This is a genomic window from Pseudomonas nitroreducens TX1 (assembly GCF_000313755.1).
Classification (GTDB): Bacteria; Pseudomonadota; Gammaproteobacteria; order Pseudomonadales; family Pseudomonadaceae; genus Pseudomonas; species Pseudomonas nitroreducens_A.
The window spans coordinates 17,539-34,060 of record NZ_AMZB01000081.1 but is presented as its reverse complement, the minus strand read 5'-3'; the positions used below and the strand labels follow the sequence as shown (position 1 = coordinate 34,060).

At 61.9% G+C, this 16,522-nt stretch carries 12 protein-coding genes and 1 tRNA gene; all 13 read left to right on the top strand.

All coding sequences use genetic code 11. The annotated features are described in order from the left end of the window. Window positions 1-330 precede the first annotated feature (330 nt). The 13 genes from C167_RS0104935 (at window position 331) to C167_RS33220 (ending at window position 16,499) form a co-directional block, all read left to right on the top strand. A complete protein-coding gene (locus C167_RS0104935; protein WP_017517148.1) occupies window positions 331-804 on the top strand; it encodes a MarR family winged helix-turn-helix transcriptional regulator in 474 nt (157 codons plus the stop codon). Beyond that, on the top strand, window positions 801-2,288 hold the full coding sequence (locus tag C167_RS0104930) for an efflux transporter outer membrane subunit (protein WP_017517147.1): 1,488 nt from the start codon (window positions 801-803) through the stop codon (window positions 2,286-2,288). Before C167_RS0104935 ends, C167_RS0104930 begins: the two co-directional genes overlap by 4 nt. A gap of 14 nt (window positions 2,289-2,302) precedes the next feature. After that, the gene (locus C167_RS0104925) at window positions 2,303-3,487 is read left to right on the top strand and encodes an efflux RND transporter periplasmic adaptor subunit (protein ID WP_017517146.1); all 1,185 of its coding nucleotides are present in this window, start codon (window positions 2,303-2,305) and stop codon (window positions 3,485-3,487) included. Between the two features lie 13 nt (window positions 3,488-3,500). Next, window positions 3,501-5,039: a DHA2 family efflux MFS transporter permease subunit gene (locus C167_RS0104920; protein WP_017517145.1), complete on the top strand. Its 1,539-nt coding sequence runs from the start codon at window positions 3,501-3,503 to the stop codon at window positions 5,037-5,039. Window positions 5,040-5,113: 74 nt separating this feature from the next. Continuing rightward, window positions 5,114-5,189 (top strand) — tRNA-Thr (locus C167_RS0104915). Between the two features lie 318 nt (window positions 5,190-5,507). Then, on the top strand, window positions 5,508-6,485 hold the full coding sequence (locus C167_RS0104910) for a glycosyltransferase family 2 protein (protein ID WP_017517144.1): 978 nt from the start codon (window positions 5,508-5,510) through the stop codon (window positions 6,483-6,485). Between the two features lie 4 nt (window positions 6,486-6,489). Beyond that, on the top strand, window positions 6,490-7,548 hold the full coding sequence (gene rfbB / locus C167_RS0104905; protein ID WP_017517143.1) for a dTDP-glucose 4,6-dehydratase: 1,059 nt from the start codon (window positions 6,490-6,492) through the stop codon (window positions 7,546-7,548). Next, on the top strand, window positions 7,545-8,450 hold the full coding sequence (rfbD, locus tag C167_RS0104900) for a dTDP-4-dehydrorhamnose reductase (protein ID WP_017517142.1): 906 nt from the start codon (window positions 7,545-7,547) through the stop codon (window positions 8,448-8,450). Before rfbB ends, rfbD begins: the two co-directional genes overlap by 4 nt. After that, window positions 8,447-9,328 (top strand): glucose-1-phosphate thymidylyltransferase RfbA, encoded by an 882-nt coding sequence (rfbA, locus tag C167_RS0104895; RefSeq protein WP_017517141.1) that lies wholly within the window; start codon window positions 8,447-8,449, stop codon window positions 9,326-9,328. The genes rfbD and rfbA overlap by 4 nt, the downstream gene beginning before the upstream one ends. Continuing rightward, entirely contained in the window at window positions 9,328-9,876 is a 549-nt protein-coding gene (gene rfbC, locus C167_RS0104890) for a dTDP-4-dehydrorhamnose 3,5-epimerase (RefSeq protein WP_017517140.1), read from the top strand. Before rfbA ends, rfbC begins: the two co-directional genes overlap by 1 nt. Before the next feature lie 8 nt (window positions 9,877-9,884). Further along, window positions 9,885-10,712 carry an ABC transporter permease gene (locus tag C167_RS0104885; RefSeq protein ID WP_017517139.1) on the top strand — a complete coding sequence of 276 codons (828 nt, stop codon included), beginning with the start codon at window positions 9,885-9,887 and terminating at the stop codon, window positions 10,710-10,712. Window position 10,713: 1 nt separating this feature from the next. Continuing rightward, on the top strand, window positions 10,714-12,102 hold the full coding sequence (locus C167_RS0104880) for an ABC transporter ATP-binding protein (RefSeq protein ID WP_235154290.1): 1,389 nt from the start codon (window positions 10,714-10,716) through the stop codon (window positions 12,100-12,102). 74 nt (window positions 12,103-12,176) lie between these two features. Next, the gene (locus C167_RS33220) at window positions 12,177-16,499 is read left to right on the top strand and encodes a rhamnan synthesis F family protein (protein ID WP_081596645.1); all 4,323 of its coding nucleotides are present in this window, start codon (window positions 12,177-12,179) and stop codon (window positions 16,497-16,499) included. Window positions 16,500-16,522: the final 23 nt, after the last annotated feature.

Here is a 16,522-nt window from a genome sequence, read left to right as displayed (position 1 = left end):
AAAACCGCTCCTCACTGACCACCCAGAGCGCCTCGCTGCGATCTGGTCATTTTCTGTACACATGTATTTAATCTTTTAAAAACATGGAGTTACGCTATTAAGTGATTGCTGTCACATCTCATATGCGATTTGCGCCCTAACGCTTTCGCGATTGTGCATAAAGGGTTCACACGGTCGTAGGAAATCAGCCATTCCTGTTGCCTTTCCCAACCCAATTGCGCTTCGTCGAACGGATTGTTGCGTAATCGCGACAATCGAGCCTTGTCAATCGCTGCCCGGGCAGTATCATTTCGAAACATTTCACTGCCTAAGCAGCTATCTGTTTTTGACATGAATCACTACGACGTCGCGGATTTTCCGTTCAAAGGCTCCATCGGCCAGTTGCTGGGCGCTACCGCCATCCTCAAGGACCGCCTGCTGGACAAGCATCTGGCGCACCTGGACATCACCGCCGCACAATTCAAGGTGCTGTTCTTCATCGGTAACGACCGCGCCAACACCCCGGCCGAGCTGTGCCGCGAGCTGTCCATCGACAGCGGTTCCATGACCCGCATGCTCGATCGCCTCGCGCGCAAGGACCTGCTCCTCCGTGAGCCCTGCCAGAACGACCGCCGCAGCGTGCGCCTGCGCTTGAGTAGCGCAGGCCAGGCAGTGAACGACGAGGCCCCGCGCATCGCCGCCGCGGCCATGAACGAGCTGGTCGGCGGTCTCTCCCGTGACGACCTGCAGACCCTCACCGGCCTGCTCGACAAGATCCTGCGCGCCCACGGCGGCGCCGCCCATTGCGCGGTGCAGGAGAAATGAACATGCCCCACTTCCGCATCGCCCTGCTGCCGGCCACCGTGTTCGCCGCCCTGCTGGGGCTCACCGGCTGCGTCAGCTACTCGGGCCTGGATACCAGTGGCAAAGCCGTCGATCCCGCCAGCCTGAAGGCCGGCGTCAGCCTTGATGGCACTCCACTGTCCCCCGCAGCCTGGCCCAGCGAACACTGGTGGACCAGCCTGGGCGACCCGCAGCTGGACGGCCTGATCGCCGAGGCCCTGCGGGGCACCCCGGACCTGGACATCGCCAGCGCCCGCGCCCGCCAGGCCATCGCCGCCGCCCAGGCCCAGGACGCCGCTCGCCTGCCCAGCGTCAAGGGCACCGCCAGCTACGCCGGCATCCGCGCACCGGAAAGCGTCATTCCTGCGCCCATGGGCGGTCGCTACTCGGCGGTGAAATACCTGTCGGCGAGCTTCAGCTACGACCTCGATCTCTGGGGCGGCCAACGTGACGCCTGGGAAGCCGCACTCGGCCAGGCCAACGCCGCCGAAGTCGACCGCCAGGCCGCTTCGATCACGCTCTCCACCAATGTCGCCCGTGCCTACAGCAACCTGGCCCATGCCTTCGTCGCTCGCGACCTGGCCAAAGACGAACTGGATCGCTCGCAGCACCTCTTCCAGCTCAGCCAGAAGCGCATGGACGCCGGCCTGGACAGCAAGGTCCAGCTGCAACAGACGCAGTCCCAGGTCGCCAGCGCCAAGCAGCAGTTGGCCGCTGCTGACCAGGAGATCGCCAGCGATCGCATCGCCCTCGCCGTCCTCCTCGGCCAGGGCCCGGATCGCGGCCAGGACCTGCAACGTCCGCAGGTCCTCAAGCCCGGCGCGCTGAGCCTGCCGTCCAACCTGCCGGCCGAACTGCTGGGGCGCCGCCCGGACATCGTCGCCGCACGGTGGCGAGTCGAGGCAGCGTCGAAAAGCATCGATTCGGCGAAGACCGAGTTCTATCCCAACGTGAACCTGGGGGCGATGGTCGGTCTTGCCGCCCTGCATACCAGCGACGTGCTGAAGGCACCGAGCCGGTTCTTCCAGATCGCCCCGGCGATTTCCCTGCCGATCTTCGACGGCGGCCGCTTGCGCGCCAACCTCGCAGGAAAGGACGCCGACTACGATCTGGCCGTCGCCCAGTACAACAAGACCCTGGTCAACGCCCTGGGCGAGGTCAGCGACGACCTTGGCAAGCTGCGCTCGCTGGAACAGCAGATCGACGACCAGCGCGAAGCCCGTGACATCGCCAAATCCAACTTCGACCTGGCCATGCGCCGTTACGGCGAAGGTGTCGGCAACTACCTCGACGCCCTCAGCGTGCAGCAACAGCTGCTCCTCGCCGAACGCCAGCTGGCCAGCCTGGACGCCGAGCGCATCGACCTCTCGGTGCAACTGGTCCAGGCCCTGGGCGGTGGCTACCAGCCCGACACCACTTCCACTTCCGCCCCGCTCGCCCAGGCGAACGCGGCCGCCGCGCACTGAACGAGGCACCTGACATGAGCACCGCGACCCAAGAAACCCCGAACAGCAACCCCAAGCGCAAGCGCTGGCTGCTGATCCTGCTCGCCGTCGTGATCCTGGCCGGCCTCGCCAGCGTCGCCTGGGAAGTCATCTATGGCCGTTGGCACGAGGACACCGACGATGCCTACGTGAACGGCAACGTCGTGCAGATCACCCCTCAGATCACCGGCACCGTGGTCAGCATAGGCGCCGATGACGGCGACCTGGTGCACAAGGGCCAGGTGCTGGTGAAGTTCGACCCCAGCGATGCCGACATCGCCCTGCAGCAGGCCGAAGCCAACCTCGCGCGCACCGTGCGTCAGGTGCGTGGGCTGTTCAGCAATGTTGATGGCTACAAGGCCGATGTCGCCACGAAGAAAGTCGCCCTGGCCAAGGCCGAGGCCGACTTCAAGCGCCGCCAGAACCTCGCCAACGACGGTGCCATCTCCCAGGAAGAACTGGCCCACGCCCGCGATGCCCTGGACACAGCGCGCAGCTCGCTGACCAACTCCGAGCAACAGCTGGACACCAACCGCGCACTGGTCGACGACACCGTGATCGCCTCGCACCCGGACGTCAAAGCCGCTGCCGCCAAGCTGCGCCAGGCCTACCTGGACGACGCCCGCGCGGTGATCATCGCGCCCGTCACCGGCTACGTCGCCAAGCGCACCGTGCAGGTCGGCCAGCGCGTTCAACCAGGTGCTGCGCTGATGGCGGTGATCCCGCTGGACCAGGTGTGGATCGACGCCAACTTCAAGGAAACCCAGCTCAAGCACATGCGCATCGGCCAGCCGGTGGAGATCCGCTCCGACCTTTATGGCAGCGAAGTGAAGTACTCCGGCACCGTCGACAGCCTCGGCGTCGGCACCGGCAGCGCCTTCTCCCTGCTACCGGCGCAGAACGCGACCGGCAACTGGATCAAGATCGTCCAGCGCGTGCCGGTGCGCATCCGCGTCAATGCCGAGGAGCTGGCGAAGAATCCGCTGCGCATCGGCCTGTCGATGGACGTCAACGTCAGCCTGCACGACCAGAGCGGCCCCGCCCTCGCCCAGCAGCCCCCGCACGAGGCCGTGTTCTCCACCGACGTGTATCAGGAGCAACTGGCCTCGGCTGACCAACTGATCGAGAAGCTGATCCAGGCCAACCTGGCCGACGCCAACCATCGCACCGCCCAGCGCTGATCAGCCCGCCGCCATGAGCCAGCCCAACAGCAGCAGTTTCAGCCCACCCAGCCTGGTCATGGCCACCATCGGCCTGTCGCTGGCGACCTTCATGCAGGTGCTGGACACGACCATCGCCAACGTCGCCCTGCCGACCATCTCCGGCAACCTCGGGGTAAGCTCCGAGCAGGGCACCTGGGTCATCACCTCCTTCGCGGTGAGCAACGCCATCGCCCTCCCACTGACCGGCTGGCTGAGTCGCAAGGTCGGCGAGGTGCGCCTGTTCATCGCCGCCACCCTGCTCTTCGTGATCGCCTCGTTCCTATGCGGCGTCGCCCAGCAGATGGGCATGCTGGTGGGCTTCCGCGCCATCCAGGGCTTCGTCGCCGGGCCCCTCTACCCGATCACCCAGACGCTGCTGATCTCCATCTATCCCCCGGCGAAACGGGGAATGGCGCTGGCACTGCTGGCGATGGTCACGGTGGTCGCGCCCATCGCCGGGCCGATCCTCGGCGGCTGGATCACCGACAGCTACAGCTGGCCGTGGATCTTCTTCATCAACGTCCCCATCGGCCTGTTCGCCGCCATGGTCGTCTATCAGCAGTTGCGCGCCCGCCCAGTGGTGATCAAGAACGCGCCCATGGACTACATGGGCCTGGCGATGCTGGTGATCGGCGTCGGCGCCCTGCAGATCGTCCTCGACAAGGGCAACGATCTGGACTGGTTCGAGTCCGGTTTCATCATCGGCGGCACCGTGATCGCGGTGATAGCCCTGGCGGTCTTCGTGATCTGGGAGCTGACCGACAAGCACCCGATCGTCAACCTGCGACTGTTCGTGCACCGTAACTTCACCGTGGGAACCCTGGCACTGGTCGGCGGCTACGCCGGCTTCTTCGGCATGAACCTGCTGCTACCGCAGTGGCTGCAGACCCAGATGGGCTACACCGCCACCTGGGCGGGCCTGGCGGCGGCGCCGATCGGGATCCTGCCGGTGTTCCTCTCGCCGCTGGTCGGCCGCTACGCAAACAACTTCGACCTGCGCCTGCTGGCGGGGCTGGCGTTCCTGGCAATGGCGGCGACCTGCTTCATGCGCGCCGACTTCACCACCGAGGTCGACTATATGCACATTGCCCTGGTGCAACTGTTCATGGGGCTGGGTGTGGCGTTCTTCTTCATGCCGATCCTGAGCATCCTGCTCTCCGACCTGCCGCCCGACCAGATCGCCGACGGCTCGGGCCTGGCGACCTTCCTGCGGACCCTTGCCGGCAGCTTCGCCGCGTCGCTCACCACCTGGATCTGGAACCGCCGCGCCACCATGCACCACGCCTACCTGACCGAGAACATCAGCCAGTACGACCCGGCCACCCGCGCCACCGTCGAACAACTCGGCGGCCCCGGCCAGCACAGCGCTGCCTTGCTGGAGCGCATGGTGGAAAGCCAGGCCTACATGATCAGCACCATCGACTACTTCACCCTGCTGGGCTGGCTGTTCCTCGCCATGCTGGTCGTCATCTGCCTGGCCAAGCCGCCCTTCGGCGCCAAGCCCGGCGCAGCCGCCGCCGGAGGGCACTGACCAAAACTGCGGATCATTCTGACAAATCAGTGGTTTACACCCAGGGCGCCATGACTATAATGGCGCCCCTCCTTGCCGGTATAGCTCAGCTGGTAGAGCAACTGACTTGTAATCAGTAGGTCCCGGGTTCGATTCCTGGTGCCGGCACCATGATTGCCAAACACAAAGGCCCACCTCTGGTGGGCCTTTGTGTTTGTGGCTACTCGCGCCGCGCTATCAGACGAATGGCCTGAACCTTAGGGCTTGTCGATGATCCATAAGCCTTTTATATACGTCTGTTGCTGAAGAGCCGGCGCCGCATGATTGCGTGCGCGGGCAAAAGGTTTACTGCGAAGGCTGCATGAATATAATGACCGCTTTTCATCGGGGCACAGCCCTGCCCAAGGTTGACCTCAATCCGGCGAACACAGCGACACGCGTCAGCAATCGATTTTTCAACATGCGGATGGAACCGCCAGGGGCACAGCAGTGATCGCCAAGAGCGCGGTTCAGACACAACAAGGACCAGTCGCCGACAGGGGCCGCAATGCCCGCGTGGCTATCCTGCTGTCCACGTACAACGGCGCCCCCTTCCTGCGCGAGCAACTCGACTCCCTGATCAGCCAGACCCATCAGGACTGGGTGATCTTCGCCTCTGACGACGGCTCCAGCGATGCCACTCTAGCGATCCTTTCCGAATACCAGCTCAAGCTGGGGCAGGATCGCCTGATCATCTTCCCTGGCCCTCGCAAGGGGTTTTCTGCCAATTTCCTCTCCCTTCTGAAGCGCCCTGAGCTGGAAGCGAACTACTACGCTTATTGCGACCAGGACGATGTCTGGGAAGCCGACAAGCTCGAGCGTGGCGTCAGCTGGTGCAAGACTATCGCCCCTACCCAGCCCGCCCTCTTCTGCGGAAGGACCCGCCTGATTGACGAAGCGGGGAATCCCATCGGCTATTCGCCGCTGTTTCCCGAACCACCGTCATTCCGCAATGCGCTGGTGCAGAGTATCGCCGGCGGCAACACCATGCTCTTCAATGAAGCGACCCGCGAACTGTTGATGAAAACCCGGGAAGGCGACCAGATCATTTCGCATGACTGGTGGACCTATCTGGTCGTCACCGGCTGTGGCGGCGTCGTTCATTACGAATCCGTCCCCACCATTGACTACCGTCAGCATGGCAGGAACCTCATTGGCTCCAATTCGGGATTTTCGGATCGGGTGGTGAGACTGAAAAAGCTCCTCGCTGGCACATTCAAAGACTGGAACGATGCCAATCTCCAGGCGATTCGGGCCATACAGGGGCAACTGAGCAACGACAGCCAGCGGACCCTCGCACTTTTCGTGCAAGCCCGACAATCGACGCTTCCCAAGCGACTTCTTCTGATTTCCCGTTCCGGCGTCTACCGGCAAACCCTTCTTGGCAATCTCGGCCTGACCGCTGCCGCCATTCTCCAGAGGCTATGACTCAATGACTATTCTCGTTACCGGCAGCGCCGGCTTCATCGGCGCGAACTTCGTCCTCGACTGGCTTGCCATTCATGATGAAGCGGTGATCAGCCTCGACAAGCTGACCTACGCCGGCAATCGTGAAAATCTTGCGACACTGGAAAATGACCCGCGGCACACCTTCGTCCAGGGTGATATTGGTGACAGCGAGTTGGTGTCCCGTCTTCTCGAGCAGCATCAGCCGCGCGCGATCCTCAACTTCGCTGCGGAGTCTCACGTCGACCGTTCGATCCACGGTCCGGAAGACTTTATCCAGACCAACATTGTTGGCACCTTCCGCCTGCTGGAAAGCGTGCGTTCGTACTGGGGGAACCTGCCGGAGGAACGCAAGAGCGCCTTCCGCTTCCTGCACGTCTCCACCGATGAAGTCTACGGCTCGCTGGAGCCGACCGCTCCGGCCTTCACCGAAGAGCACAAGTACGAGCCCAACAGCCCGTACTCCGCGTCCAAAGCTGCGTCCGACCACCTGGTTCGCGCCTACCACCACACCTACGGCCTGCCGGTACTGACGACCAACTGCTCGAACAACTACGGCCCTTACCACTTCCCGGAAAAACTGATCCCCCTGGTCATCCACAACGCGCTGGGCGGGAACCCGCTACCAATCTATGGCGACGGCCAGCAGATCCGCGACTGGCTCTACGTGAAAGACCACTGCAGCGCCATCCGCCGGGTCCTCGAAGCCGGACAGCTGGGCGAAACCTATAACGTTGGCGGCTGGAACGAAAAAGCCAACATCGACGTCGTCCACACGCTCTGTGACATCCTGGATCAGGAGAAGCCACGCGCCGATGCCAAGAGCTACCGTGAACAGATCACTTTCGTGAAGGACCGCCCGGGTCATGATCGCCGCTACGCCATCGATGCCTCGCGCCTGGAGCGCGAACTTGGCTGGAAACCGGCCGAAACCTTCGAAACCGGCATCCGCAAGACCGTGCGTTGGTACCTGGACAACCAGGAATGGGTCAACAACGTAACCAGCGGCGCCTACCGTGACTGGGTCGGCCAGCAGTACGCATGAAAAAGATCCTCCTACTGGGCGCCAACGGCCAGGTCGGCTGGGAACTGCAGCGTGCCTTGGCCCCACTGGCCGAGCTGGTGGTCTGTGATCGCCAGCGCGGAGACCTGACCGATCTCGACGGGCTGCAGAGCCTGGTTCGGTCGGAACGCCCCGACGTGATCGTAAACGCCGCGGCCTACACCGCCGTCGACAAGGCCGAGAGCGATGCCGCGGGGGCCCGCCTGATCAACACGGAAGCCGTCGAGCGGCTTGCCGATGTTGCTTGCGAGCTCGATGCCTGGCTGGTCCATTACTCCACCGACTACGTGTTCGACGGCCAGGGCGACACTCCCTTTGCTGAGGATGCTCCTACCGCCCCCCTGGGCATCTACGGCCAGACCAAGCGTGACGGTGAAATGGCGATCCGCAACAGTGGCTGTCGTCACCTGATCCTTCGCACCAGTTGGGTCTACGCCACACGCGGCGCCAACTTCGCCAGGACCATGCTGCGACTGGCCGGCCAGCGGGAAGAACTGAGAGTGGTAGCCGACCAGGTCGGTGCCCCGACCAGCGCCGAGCTCATCGCAGACGTCACCGCCCATATCCTGGGACGCCTGAGCACCGACGCCCAGTTGAGAGAGAACGCCGCCGGCACCTACCACCTGGTAGCCGGCGGAGAAGTGAGCTGGCACGGTTTTGCGCAGTTCCTCGTCAGTGAGGCACTGCGACTGGGCGCTCCGCTCAAGGCGACCCCGGATCGCATCCTGCCCATCTCCACGGCGGAGTACCCGCTCCCGGCCAGACGTCCGGCCAACTCGCGGCTGGATACCCGCAAGCTTCAACAGACCTTCGGCCTGGTACTGCCGCCCTGGCAGTTCTACGCCACTCGCACGATCCAAGAGCTAATCGGACAGCACTCATGAAACGTAAAGGAATTATTCTCGCCGGCGGCTCCGGCACTCGCCTGCACCCCGCCACCCTGGCCATTTCCAAGCAGTTGCTGCCGGTCTACGACAAGCCGATGATCTATTACCCGCTGAGCACCCTCATGCTCGCGGGGATTCGCGATATCCTGATCATCTCCACGCCGCAGGACACACCGCGCTTCGAGCAACTGCTCGGCGACGGCAGCCGCTGGGGCGTGAACCTCCAGTACGCTGTGCAGCCCTCTCCGGATGGCCTGGCACAGGCGTTCCTGATTGGCGAGGAGTTCATCGGCAAGGATCCGTGCGCTCTGGTCTTGGGTGACAACATCTACCACGGCCACGACTTCCAGGAGTTGCTGCTCAACGCCATGCAACGAGACTCGGGCGCCAGCGTTTTCGCTTATCACGTGCATGATCCGGAGCGCTACGGCGTGGTCGAGTTCGATGGCAACGGCAAGGCCGTCAGCCTCGAAGAAAAGCCCGCCAAGCCGAAATCCAGCTATGCCGTAACCGGCCTGTATTTCTATGACAACCGCGTGATCGATATCGCCAAGAGCATCAAACCCTCGGCGCGAGGCGAACTCGAAATCACCGACGTCAACAAGGCCTACCTGGACAGCGGTACGCTCTCCGTCGAGATCATGGGCCGTGGCTATGCGTGGCTGGATACCGGCACCCACGACTCGCTGCTGGAGGCCAGCCACTTCATCGCCACCCTGGAAAATCGCCAGGGCCTGAAAGTGGCTTGTCCCGAAGAAATTGCCTTCCGCCAGAAGTGGATCAGCGCCGAACAGCTCGAAGCACTGGCTGCACCGCTGTCCAAGAATGGCTATGGCCAATACCTGAAACGCCTGCTCGTCGAGACTGTTTATTAATGAAAGCCACTCGCCTTGCCATCCCTGACGTCATCCTCTTCGAACCCAAAGTGTTCGGCGATGATCGCGGTTTCTTCTTCGAAAGTTTCAATCAGCAGAAATTCGAGGAAGCGGTCGGCCGCAAGGTCGACTTCGTGCAGGACAATCACTCGCGCTCCGCCAAGGGCGTGCTGCGTGGCCTGCACTACCAACTCGCCCCTCATGCTCAGGGCAAGCTGATCAGGGTTGTGCAAGGCGAAGTCTTCGATGTCGCGGTTGATGTGCGCGAATCTTCTCCAACCTTTGGTAAATGGGTTGGAGTGCATCTTTCGGCAGAGAACAAGAACCAGCTGTGGATTCCCGAGGGCTTCGCCCATGGTTTCCTGACACTGACCGACAACGTGGACTTCCTCTACAAGACCACCAACTACTACGCGCCGGCGGCCGAAGGCTGCATCGCCTGGGACGATCCGGCCCTCGCGATCGAATGGCCGATCGCCATCGCGCCCGTGCTGTCGGAAAAGGACAGGCTCGGTCGCCCGCTGGCCCAGGCCGAGGTATTCGAATGAGCAGTCAAATGAGCCAGCAAGCATCGCTCGGCTCGCTGCTGGTGAGCATCTGGCGGCACCGCCAGCTAATCGGCCAGATGACCAAGCGCGAGGTAGTTGGCCGCTACCGGGGCTCCGCACTCGGCCTGGCTTGGTCATTCCTCAATCCGCTGATGATGCTCAGCGTGTATACCTTCGTCTTCTCGTTCGTGTTCAAGTCACGCTGGGGCAATGCCAGCGCCGCCGCCAACGATAGCCATGCGATGTTCGCGATCATGCTGTTCGTCGGCCTGATCGTCCACGGCCTGTTCGCCGAAGTGATCAACCGCTCTCCAGCCCTGGTCATCGGCAACGTCAACTTCGTCAAGAAGGTCATCTTTCCCATCGAGATCCTGCCGGTCATCTCCATGGGAGCGGCCCTTTTCCACAGTGCAATCAGCACCCTTGTGCTGATGACCGCCTACATCTCCTTCCTGGGCGTACCGCACTGGACTGCGATTCTGTTGCCGCTGGTTCTGCTGCCCCTGATCACCCTGACGCTCGGACTCAGCTGGTTCCTCGCTTCCATCGGCGTATTCCTCAGGGATGTCGGCCAGACAATGGCGATCTTCACCACCGTCCTACTGTTCATGTCGCCAGTGTTCTTCCCCCTCAGTGCACTGCCGGAGAAGTTCCAGCCGTTCATCATGGCCAACCCTCTGACGTTCATCATCGAGCAATCCCGCGCCGTGTTGATCGAAGGGAAGCTCCCCAACTTCGTGGGACTGGCTGTGTACCTGCTGGTCGCCATCGTTATCGCCTGGGCCGGCTACGGCTGGTTCCAGAAAACGCGCAAGGGTTTCGCGGATGTCCTCTGAGTTGGGCCTGATCGACACACACACGGCTGCCGCGACGACTGATGAAGTCGCTATTCGCGTCGAGAATCTGAGCAAGTGCTTTCACGTCTATGACCTGCCACGACATCGCCTGCAGCAGTTCGTGCTTCCGCCGCTGCGACGACTGGTGGGTCTGCCTGCGCCTAACTACTATCGCGAGTACTGGGCGCTGCACGATGTCTCCTTCACCATTGGCAAAGGCGAAACGGTCGGCATCGTCGGCAAGAACGGCTCCGGCAAATCCACACTACTACAGCTGATTTGCGGAACGCTCACCCCAACCTCGGGGCAGGTGGAAACCAGGGGCCGGATCGCCGCGTTACTGGAACTGGGCTCAGGATTCAATCCGGAGTTCACCGGCATCGAGAACGTGTACCTCAATGGCGCGGTGCTGGGGCTCGACCGTCAGGAAATCGATGCACGCCTGGACGATATCCTGGCGTTTGCCGATATCGGCGACTTCATCAGACAGCCGGTCAAGACTTACTCCAGCGGCATGGCAGTCCGTCTTGCCTTCGCGGTCCAGACGGTGGTTGATCCGGATATCTTCATCGTCGACGAGGCCCTCGCGGTGGGCGACGAGAAGTTCCAGCGCAAGTGCTTTGCCCGACTGGAAGAGCTCAAGGCGCGCGGCACTTCGATCCTGTTCGTGTCCCACTCCGCCCCCAGCGTGAAGGAACTCTGCGACAAGGCCCTGCTGCTCAACGAAGGCCAGAAGCTGCTTTATGGCGAGGCAGCCGAAGTCGTCAAGAACTACCAGCGACTGATCTATGCGCCTGCGGAGAAGTACCAACAACTGATCCAGGCCTATAAGGAACTCGACCTGGAAGACGCCTCCGTGCCCCTGCAACTGACCGACGAGTCGGAGTTCCAGGGGCGCAAGGCTTCGGAAGACGAGTTCGATCCGGGGCTGGTACCGGAGAGCACCGTGCGCTATCCGGAGCAGGGGGCACGGATCGAGTCGCTGGAGATATTCAATGCCAAGGGCGAGCAGGTGAACGTGCTCAATCCGGGTGGCGAGTACCAGTTCGTCGTTTCCGGGAGCTTTGAAAAGGCCTGCGACTCCGTGTATTTCGGCATGCATATCCGCACCATCTCCGGACTGGAAGTCACTGGTCAACGCTATCCCCAGGAACCGCAGACCGTCGAGCACATTCCTGCCGGCGGCAAGTTCCGGATGAGCTTCAGCTACCGCATGTCCCTGATCCCCGGCATCTACTTTGCAGGCTGTGGCCTCTGGTCCAACTACGAGCCCAACAACCTGAACCGGATCATGGACGCGGTCATGTTCCGCATCGCCTTGCCCAATGTGAACCACTCCTTTGGGTACTGCGATTTGATGACGGAAACCCCCACGCTCGAGCTCAGCTGAAGCTTCATGCTTGCAGCGCAGAGATAACGAGCAGGCGCCTAGACCGCCAGGGCTATAAGAGAAGAATCGAGATCATGGAATACAATCTTTCAACGAAAAACTGGCAGTTCCTGCTGCACAATTCTTATTTTTCGTCAAAGAACAATCTTCTTTATATTTCCACGCCCAAGGTAGCGTGCACCTCCTTGAAATGGTGGATCGCCAGGCTGGAAGGGCACACAGCCGCGATTCGCCAGCTGGGGGGCAGCAACGAGTCCTCGCCGGAACTGATCATCCATGACACCTTCCACAAGGTAGCCCCGGAGGTCACCCGCTTCGATCAGCCGCGCCTGTCTGGTCTTTTCGACGCTCCGGACATCCTGCGCTTCGGAGTGGTCCGCAACCCCTACAAGCGAATATTTTCCGCTTGGCAGTCCAAGCTGCTTCTGCAGGAGCCGTTTCAGTCGACGCCCTACCTGAAACATGACTTCTTCCACATGCGCGTCTCCGCCCCCGAAAGCATTGCCTATGCTTTCGAAGCATTTCTGGAGCATCTGGCCAGCGAAGAGGCCCCCGCATTCTGGGACCTGCACTGGACTCCGCAGGTGGATCTACTGTGCCCTGACGTTGTCCCCTACACCTTGATCGCCCAGCTGGAGGACACCTCCAAGCTGGAGACACTGCTGCAACAATCGCTCGGAACGAACTTCGTCAACCCGTTCACCAGCAGCAACGCCAACGAGAGCCTGATCCCATTCTCGTCGCAATACTTCACCCCGCGCTCGGTTCAACTGATCGGCGAGTTGTACCACGACGACTTCGAACGTTTCGGCTACGAGAAAGTCCTGCCACCGTCCAAGGCCCAGCAAAGCGACGAGGCATTCCGTGTCGCGATCAAGGGCATCGAGATGCTCAAGTCCCGACATACCCGCATCGCTGATTTCCTGCAACGCATCAAATCGACGGAAACCCAGCTCCAGCAACAGCAACAGCTGGCGGGCGAACGCGCCCAACTGATCGAGAAGCTACTGGAAACCAACACGGTCCTGATGCAGAAAGCGGTCGATGGCGTACAAGAGCGTCGCGACGAGGCCGCATCGGCCGAGGGTGATCGCGCGATTGCCGACGCGCTGAGGCAGCGTGATCGTCTGCAGGAAGACCTGAACGAGCGCAATGCACAGATTGGCGAACTGACCCAATCGCTGGCCGAGCATGTACAGGCCAGTGAGTCACGCTACGAGGCCCTCAATAACCGCGAACAGGAAATTGCCTCGCTCAAGGCTGAACTCAGTCAATGCGTCGAGCAGATCAGTGAACTCCAGCGCAATATCGACGAGCAGTCTCAGCAGGGCGAGCATTTCGGCAAGCAACTGTCCGAGCGCAACAAGGAGCTCTCTCGCCTGCGTCAGTATCGCGCGCAGGCCGAAATCACCATCGCGGAACTGACCACCAGCGAGACATCGCTGAAGACCCAGATTCACACGCAGTCCGCGCAGTTGCAGGAAGTCCAGCGCAAGATCTGCGCCTACGAGAAACTTTCCCGGGACTCCGCCCTGGCCCTGGAAAGCATCAGCCAGAACAAGCGACAGTTACGCCAGGATCTGGTCCATAACATCGAACTTGTGGAGAACTACTCGGACTTGCTGAGCAAGTACCAGATCATCACCCGGACCTACGCCAAGGCCCTTGCCCTGACCTTCGCGTCCAAGGCCTGGCGCCTGCAATCCTGGTTCGGCAGTGCAGCGAGTACCCCGCGCCAGCAATTGTCCCGACTGCTCAGCGAAGAGTTCGGGTTCAATCCGCAGGCCTATCTTGAGAACTACCCGGACATTGCCCAATCGAGCCTCTCTGCGGAGGAGCACTTCCTGGCTTTCGGGCTGTTGGAAAAGCGCCTTTACTCGCTGATCTCCGATGTCCCGTTGCCGGCTCCGCTGCAGATGAGCGCCAAGGCAGCGCCCAAAACCGCCGCACTTCTCGAAGGTCTTCTGCACTCCGTTCGCAGCCTTCAGGTGGGAGACGGCAGTACGACCGCGAAGCCTTCGGAGCAGACGGCCGAAGGCGAAGCATTCGATCCAGAGCTGTACCTCACGCTCTATCCGGACCTGAAAGCAGCAGGGGTCGATCCGCACGCACACTATCAGCACCACGGGCGCGCTGAAGGCCGCATAGGGCACCTTCCGCCCCTGCAGATCCGCGGCGATGCCGCGGCCTTCGACCCGCAACGTAAAACCGTCATGGTCGTCAGTCACGAGGCCTCGCGTACTGGCGCACCGATTCTCAGCCTCAACCTGGCGCAGGCGCTAAGCCGCGAGCACAACGTCGTGGCGATGCTGCTCGGTGGCGGTGGCCTGGAAGACGCATTCGTCGATGCGAACATCGTGGTGGTCGGCCCACTCAACATTCGCGGCACGCCGAATCTGGCCTCGATCATGGTCGCGAAAGTGCTCGACCGTTTCAACATCGACCTGGCGCTGGTCAACAGCATCGAATCCCGGGTCGTGCTGCCAGCGCTGGCCGAGCGCTTCATTCCTTCGATCAGCCTCATCCACGAATTCGCTGCCTATACGCGCCCGCGCCAAGCGTTCCGCGACGCGCTGCTCTGGTCCGGCGAAACCGTCTTCTCCGCCGACCTGACACTGCAAAGCGCCCAGTCGGAATATCCGGAGCTTGCCAACCGCCCCGCACGCGTGCTGCCGCAAGGCCGCTGCATCGTTCCCGCGCAAAGTATCCAACCCGAGGCGATGGAGAAGGAACGCAACCGGATCCGCAACGCGCTGCGCCCGGCACAGCAGCCACTCGACACCCTTGTGGTCCTGGGCGCAGGCTTTGTCCAGCTGCGCAAAGGGGTCGACCTGTTCATCGAGTGCGCCGCTCGCGTAGCGCAATTGCCAGGCGGTGAGAAATGCCAGTTCGTCTGGATTGGCCATGGCTATGATCCTGATCTGGACACTGGCTACTCGGTGTACCTGGCCGACCAGATTCGTCGCGCAGGCCTGGAGAAAGTCGTCAGATTCGTCCCGGAAACCTCGGCGATCGACACCGTCTATGAAGAGGCCGATGTCCTATTGCTAACTTCGCGCCTGGACCCCCTGCCCAATGTCGCCATCGACGCCATGGATCACGGAATGCCCGTGCTGTGCTTCGACAAGACGACTGGCATCGCCGACTTCCTGAACGCCAGCGGCCTGGGTGACGAGTGTGTAGCCCCCTATCTGGATACTGCCGCCATGGCCGAGCGGATCCTCGCGCTCGCCAGTTCAGAGGCACTGCGCGACGAGCTGGGCGAACGCTGCCGGGCGAAATCTCGGCAGTACTTCGAAATGACCCGTTACGTGTCGCACCTGGAGACACTCGCTGGCGATGTGCAGATCCAGTGCCGCCAGGAAAAGGCCGACCTAATCACCATCGAGCATTCCGAGCTGCCGCGCCTGGACTTCATCCTGCCACCAGACCTCGCCGAAATGGACCGCTCGAGGGCCCTGCGACTCTACACCCGCTCCTGGGCCAGCGGGATTGGCTGCCGCAAGCCCTTCCCGGGTTTCCACCCCGGCATCTATCTCCAGGAGCACAAGCTGCTCGGCTCCGGAATCGACCCGCTCGCGGACTTCATCCGGGCCAACCGCCCGGAAGGCCCTTGGCTGCTTCCCGTCCTGACACCGCAGACGCCAGCCGAGGCGCTGCCTTCGACGCTGCGCGTCGCCCTGCATGTCCATGCCTACTATCCGGACATGCTGCCGGAAATACTCGAGCGCCTGACCTTCAACGACGTATTGCCGGATCTGTACATCAGCGTTCCCAGCGAAGAAGCCCAGCGCCAGGTATCGAAACTGTTGAAGGATTTCGAGGGCCATTTCATCAAGGTCGAGGTCGTCCCCAACAAGGGGCGCGACATCGGACCGATGCTCTGCGCCTTCGGCCGCGAGTTGGCCGATGGCTACGACCTGATCGGGCACCTCCATACGAAGAAAACCGTGGACATCGCCGACTCGATGATGGGGCAGAACTGGTTCCGCTTCCTGATAGACAATCTGCTGGGCACCCAGCAATACCGGATGGCGGACATCATTCTCGGCCGCATGAGCCAGGATCCGTCGCTTGGACTGGTCTTCCCGGACGACCCTTACGTCACCGGATGGTCCGACAATCGCCCGTTCGCCGAAGCGCTTGCGCCACTGCTGGGCCTGTCGGCCGACGAACTGCCGGAGCACTTCCATTTCCCGGTAGGCAACATGTTCTGGGCAAGGAGCTCGGTGCTCGCCCCGCTGGTCAGCCGCTTCGGCGACCTGAGCGAGTACCCCGACGAGCCGCTGCCGTATGATGGCAGCATGCTGCACGCCCTGGAGCGCCTCCTGCCTATCCATTGCGTCAGCAACGGGCACGGGCTGGCAGTGACCAACGTTCCCGATATAACCCGTTGACAGAAACACGGAGGGCGCGAGGC

What these genes read in the sequence shown, in the direction of transcription:
- C167_RS0104920 (WP_017517145.1), top strand. Translation starts at nt 3,501, where the DNA reads ATGAGCCAGCCCAACAGCAGCAGTTTCAGCCCACCCAGCCTGGTCATG.
- rfbA (WP_017517141.1), top strand. Translation starts at nt 8,447, where the DNA reads ATGAAACGTAAAGGAATTATTCTCGCCGGCGGCTCCGGCACTCGCCTG.
- C167_RS0104885 (WP_017517139.1), top strand. Translation starts at nt 9,885, where the DNA reads ATGAGCCAGCAAGCATCGCTCGGCTCGCTGCTGGTGAGCATCTGGCGG.
- C167_RS0104935 (WP_017517148.1), top strand. Translation starts at nt 331, where the DNA reads ATGAATCACTACGACGTCGCGGATTTTCCGTTCAAAGGCTCCATCGGC.
- C167_RS33220 (WP_081596645.1), top strand. Translation starts at nt 12,177, where the DNA reads ATGGAATACAATCTTTCAACGAAAAACTGGCAGTTCCTGCTGCACAAT.
- C167_RS0104930 (WP_017517147.1), top strand. Translation starts at nt 801, where the DNA reads ATGAACATGCCCCACTTCCGCATCGCCCTGCTGCCGGCCACCGTGTTC.
- C167_RS0104925 (WP_017517146.1), top strand. Translation starts at nt 2,303, where the DNA reads ATGAGCACCGCGACCCAAGAAACCCCGAACAGCAACCCCAAGCGCAAG.
- rfbB (WP_017517143.1), top strand. Translation starts at nt 6,490, where the DNA reads ATGACTATTCTCGTTACCGGCAGCGCCGGCTTCATCGGCGCGAACTTC.
- rfbC (WP_017517140.1), top strand. Translation starts at nt 9,328, where the DNA reads ATGAAAGCCACTCGCCTTGCCATCCCTGACGTCATCCTCTTCGAACCC.
- rfbD (WP_017517142.1), top strand. Translation starts at nt 7,545, where the DNA reads ATGAAAAAGATCCTCCTACTGGGCGCCAACGGCCAGGTCGGCTGGGAA.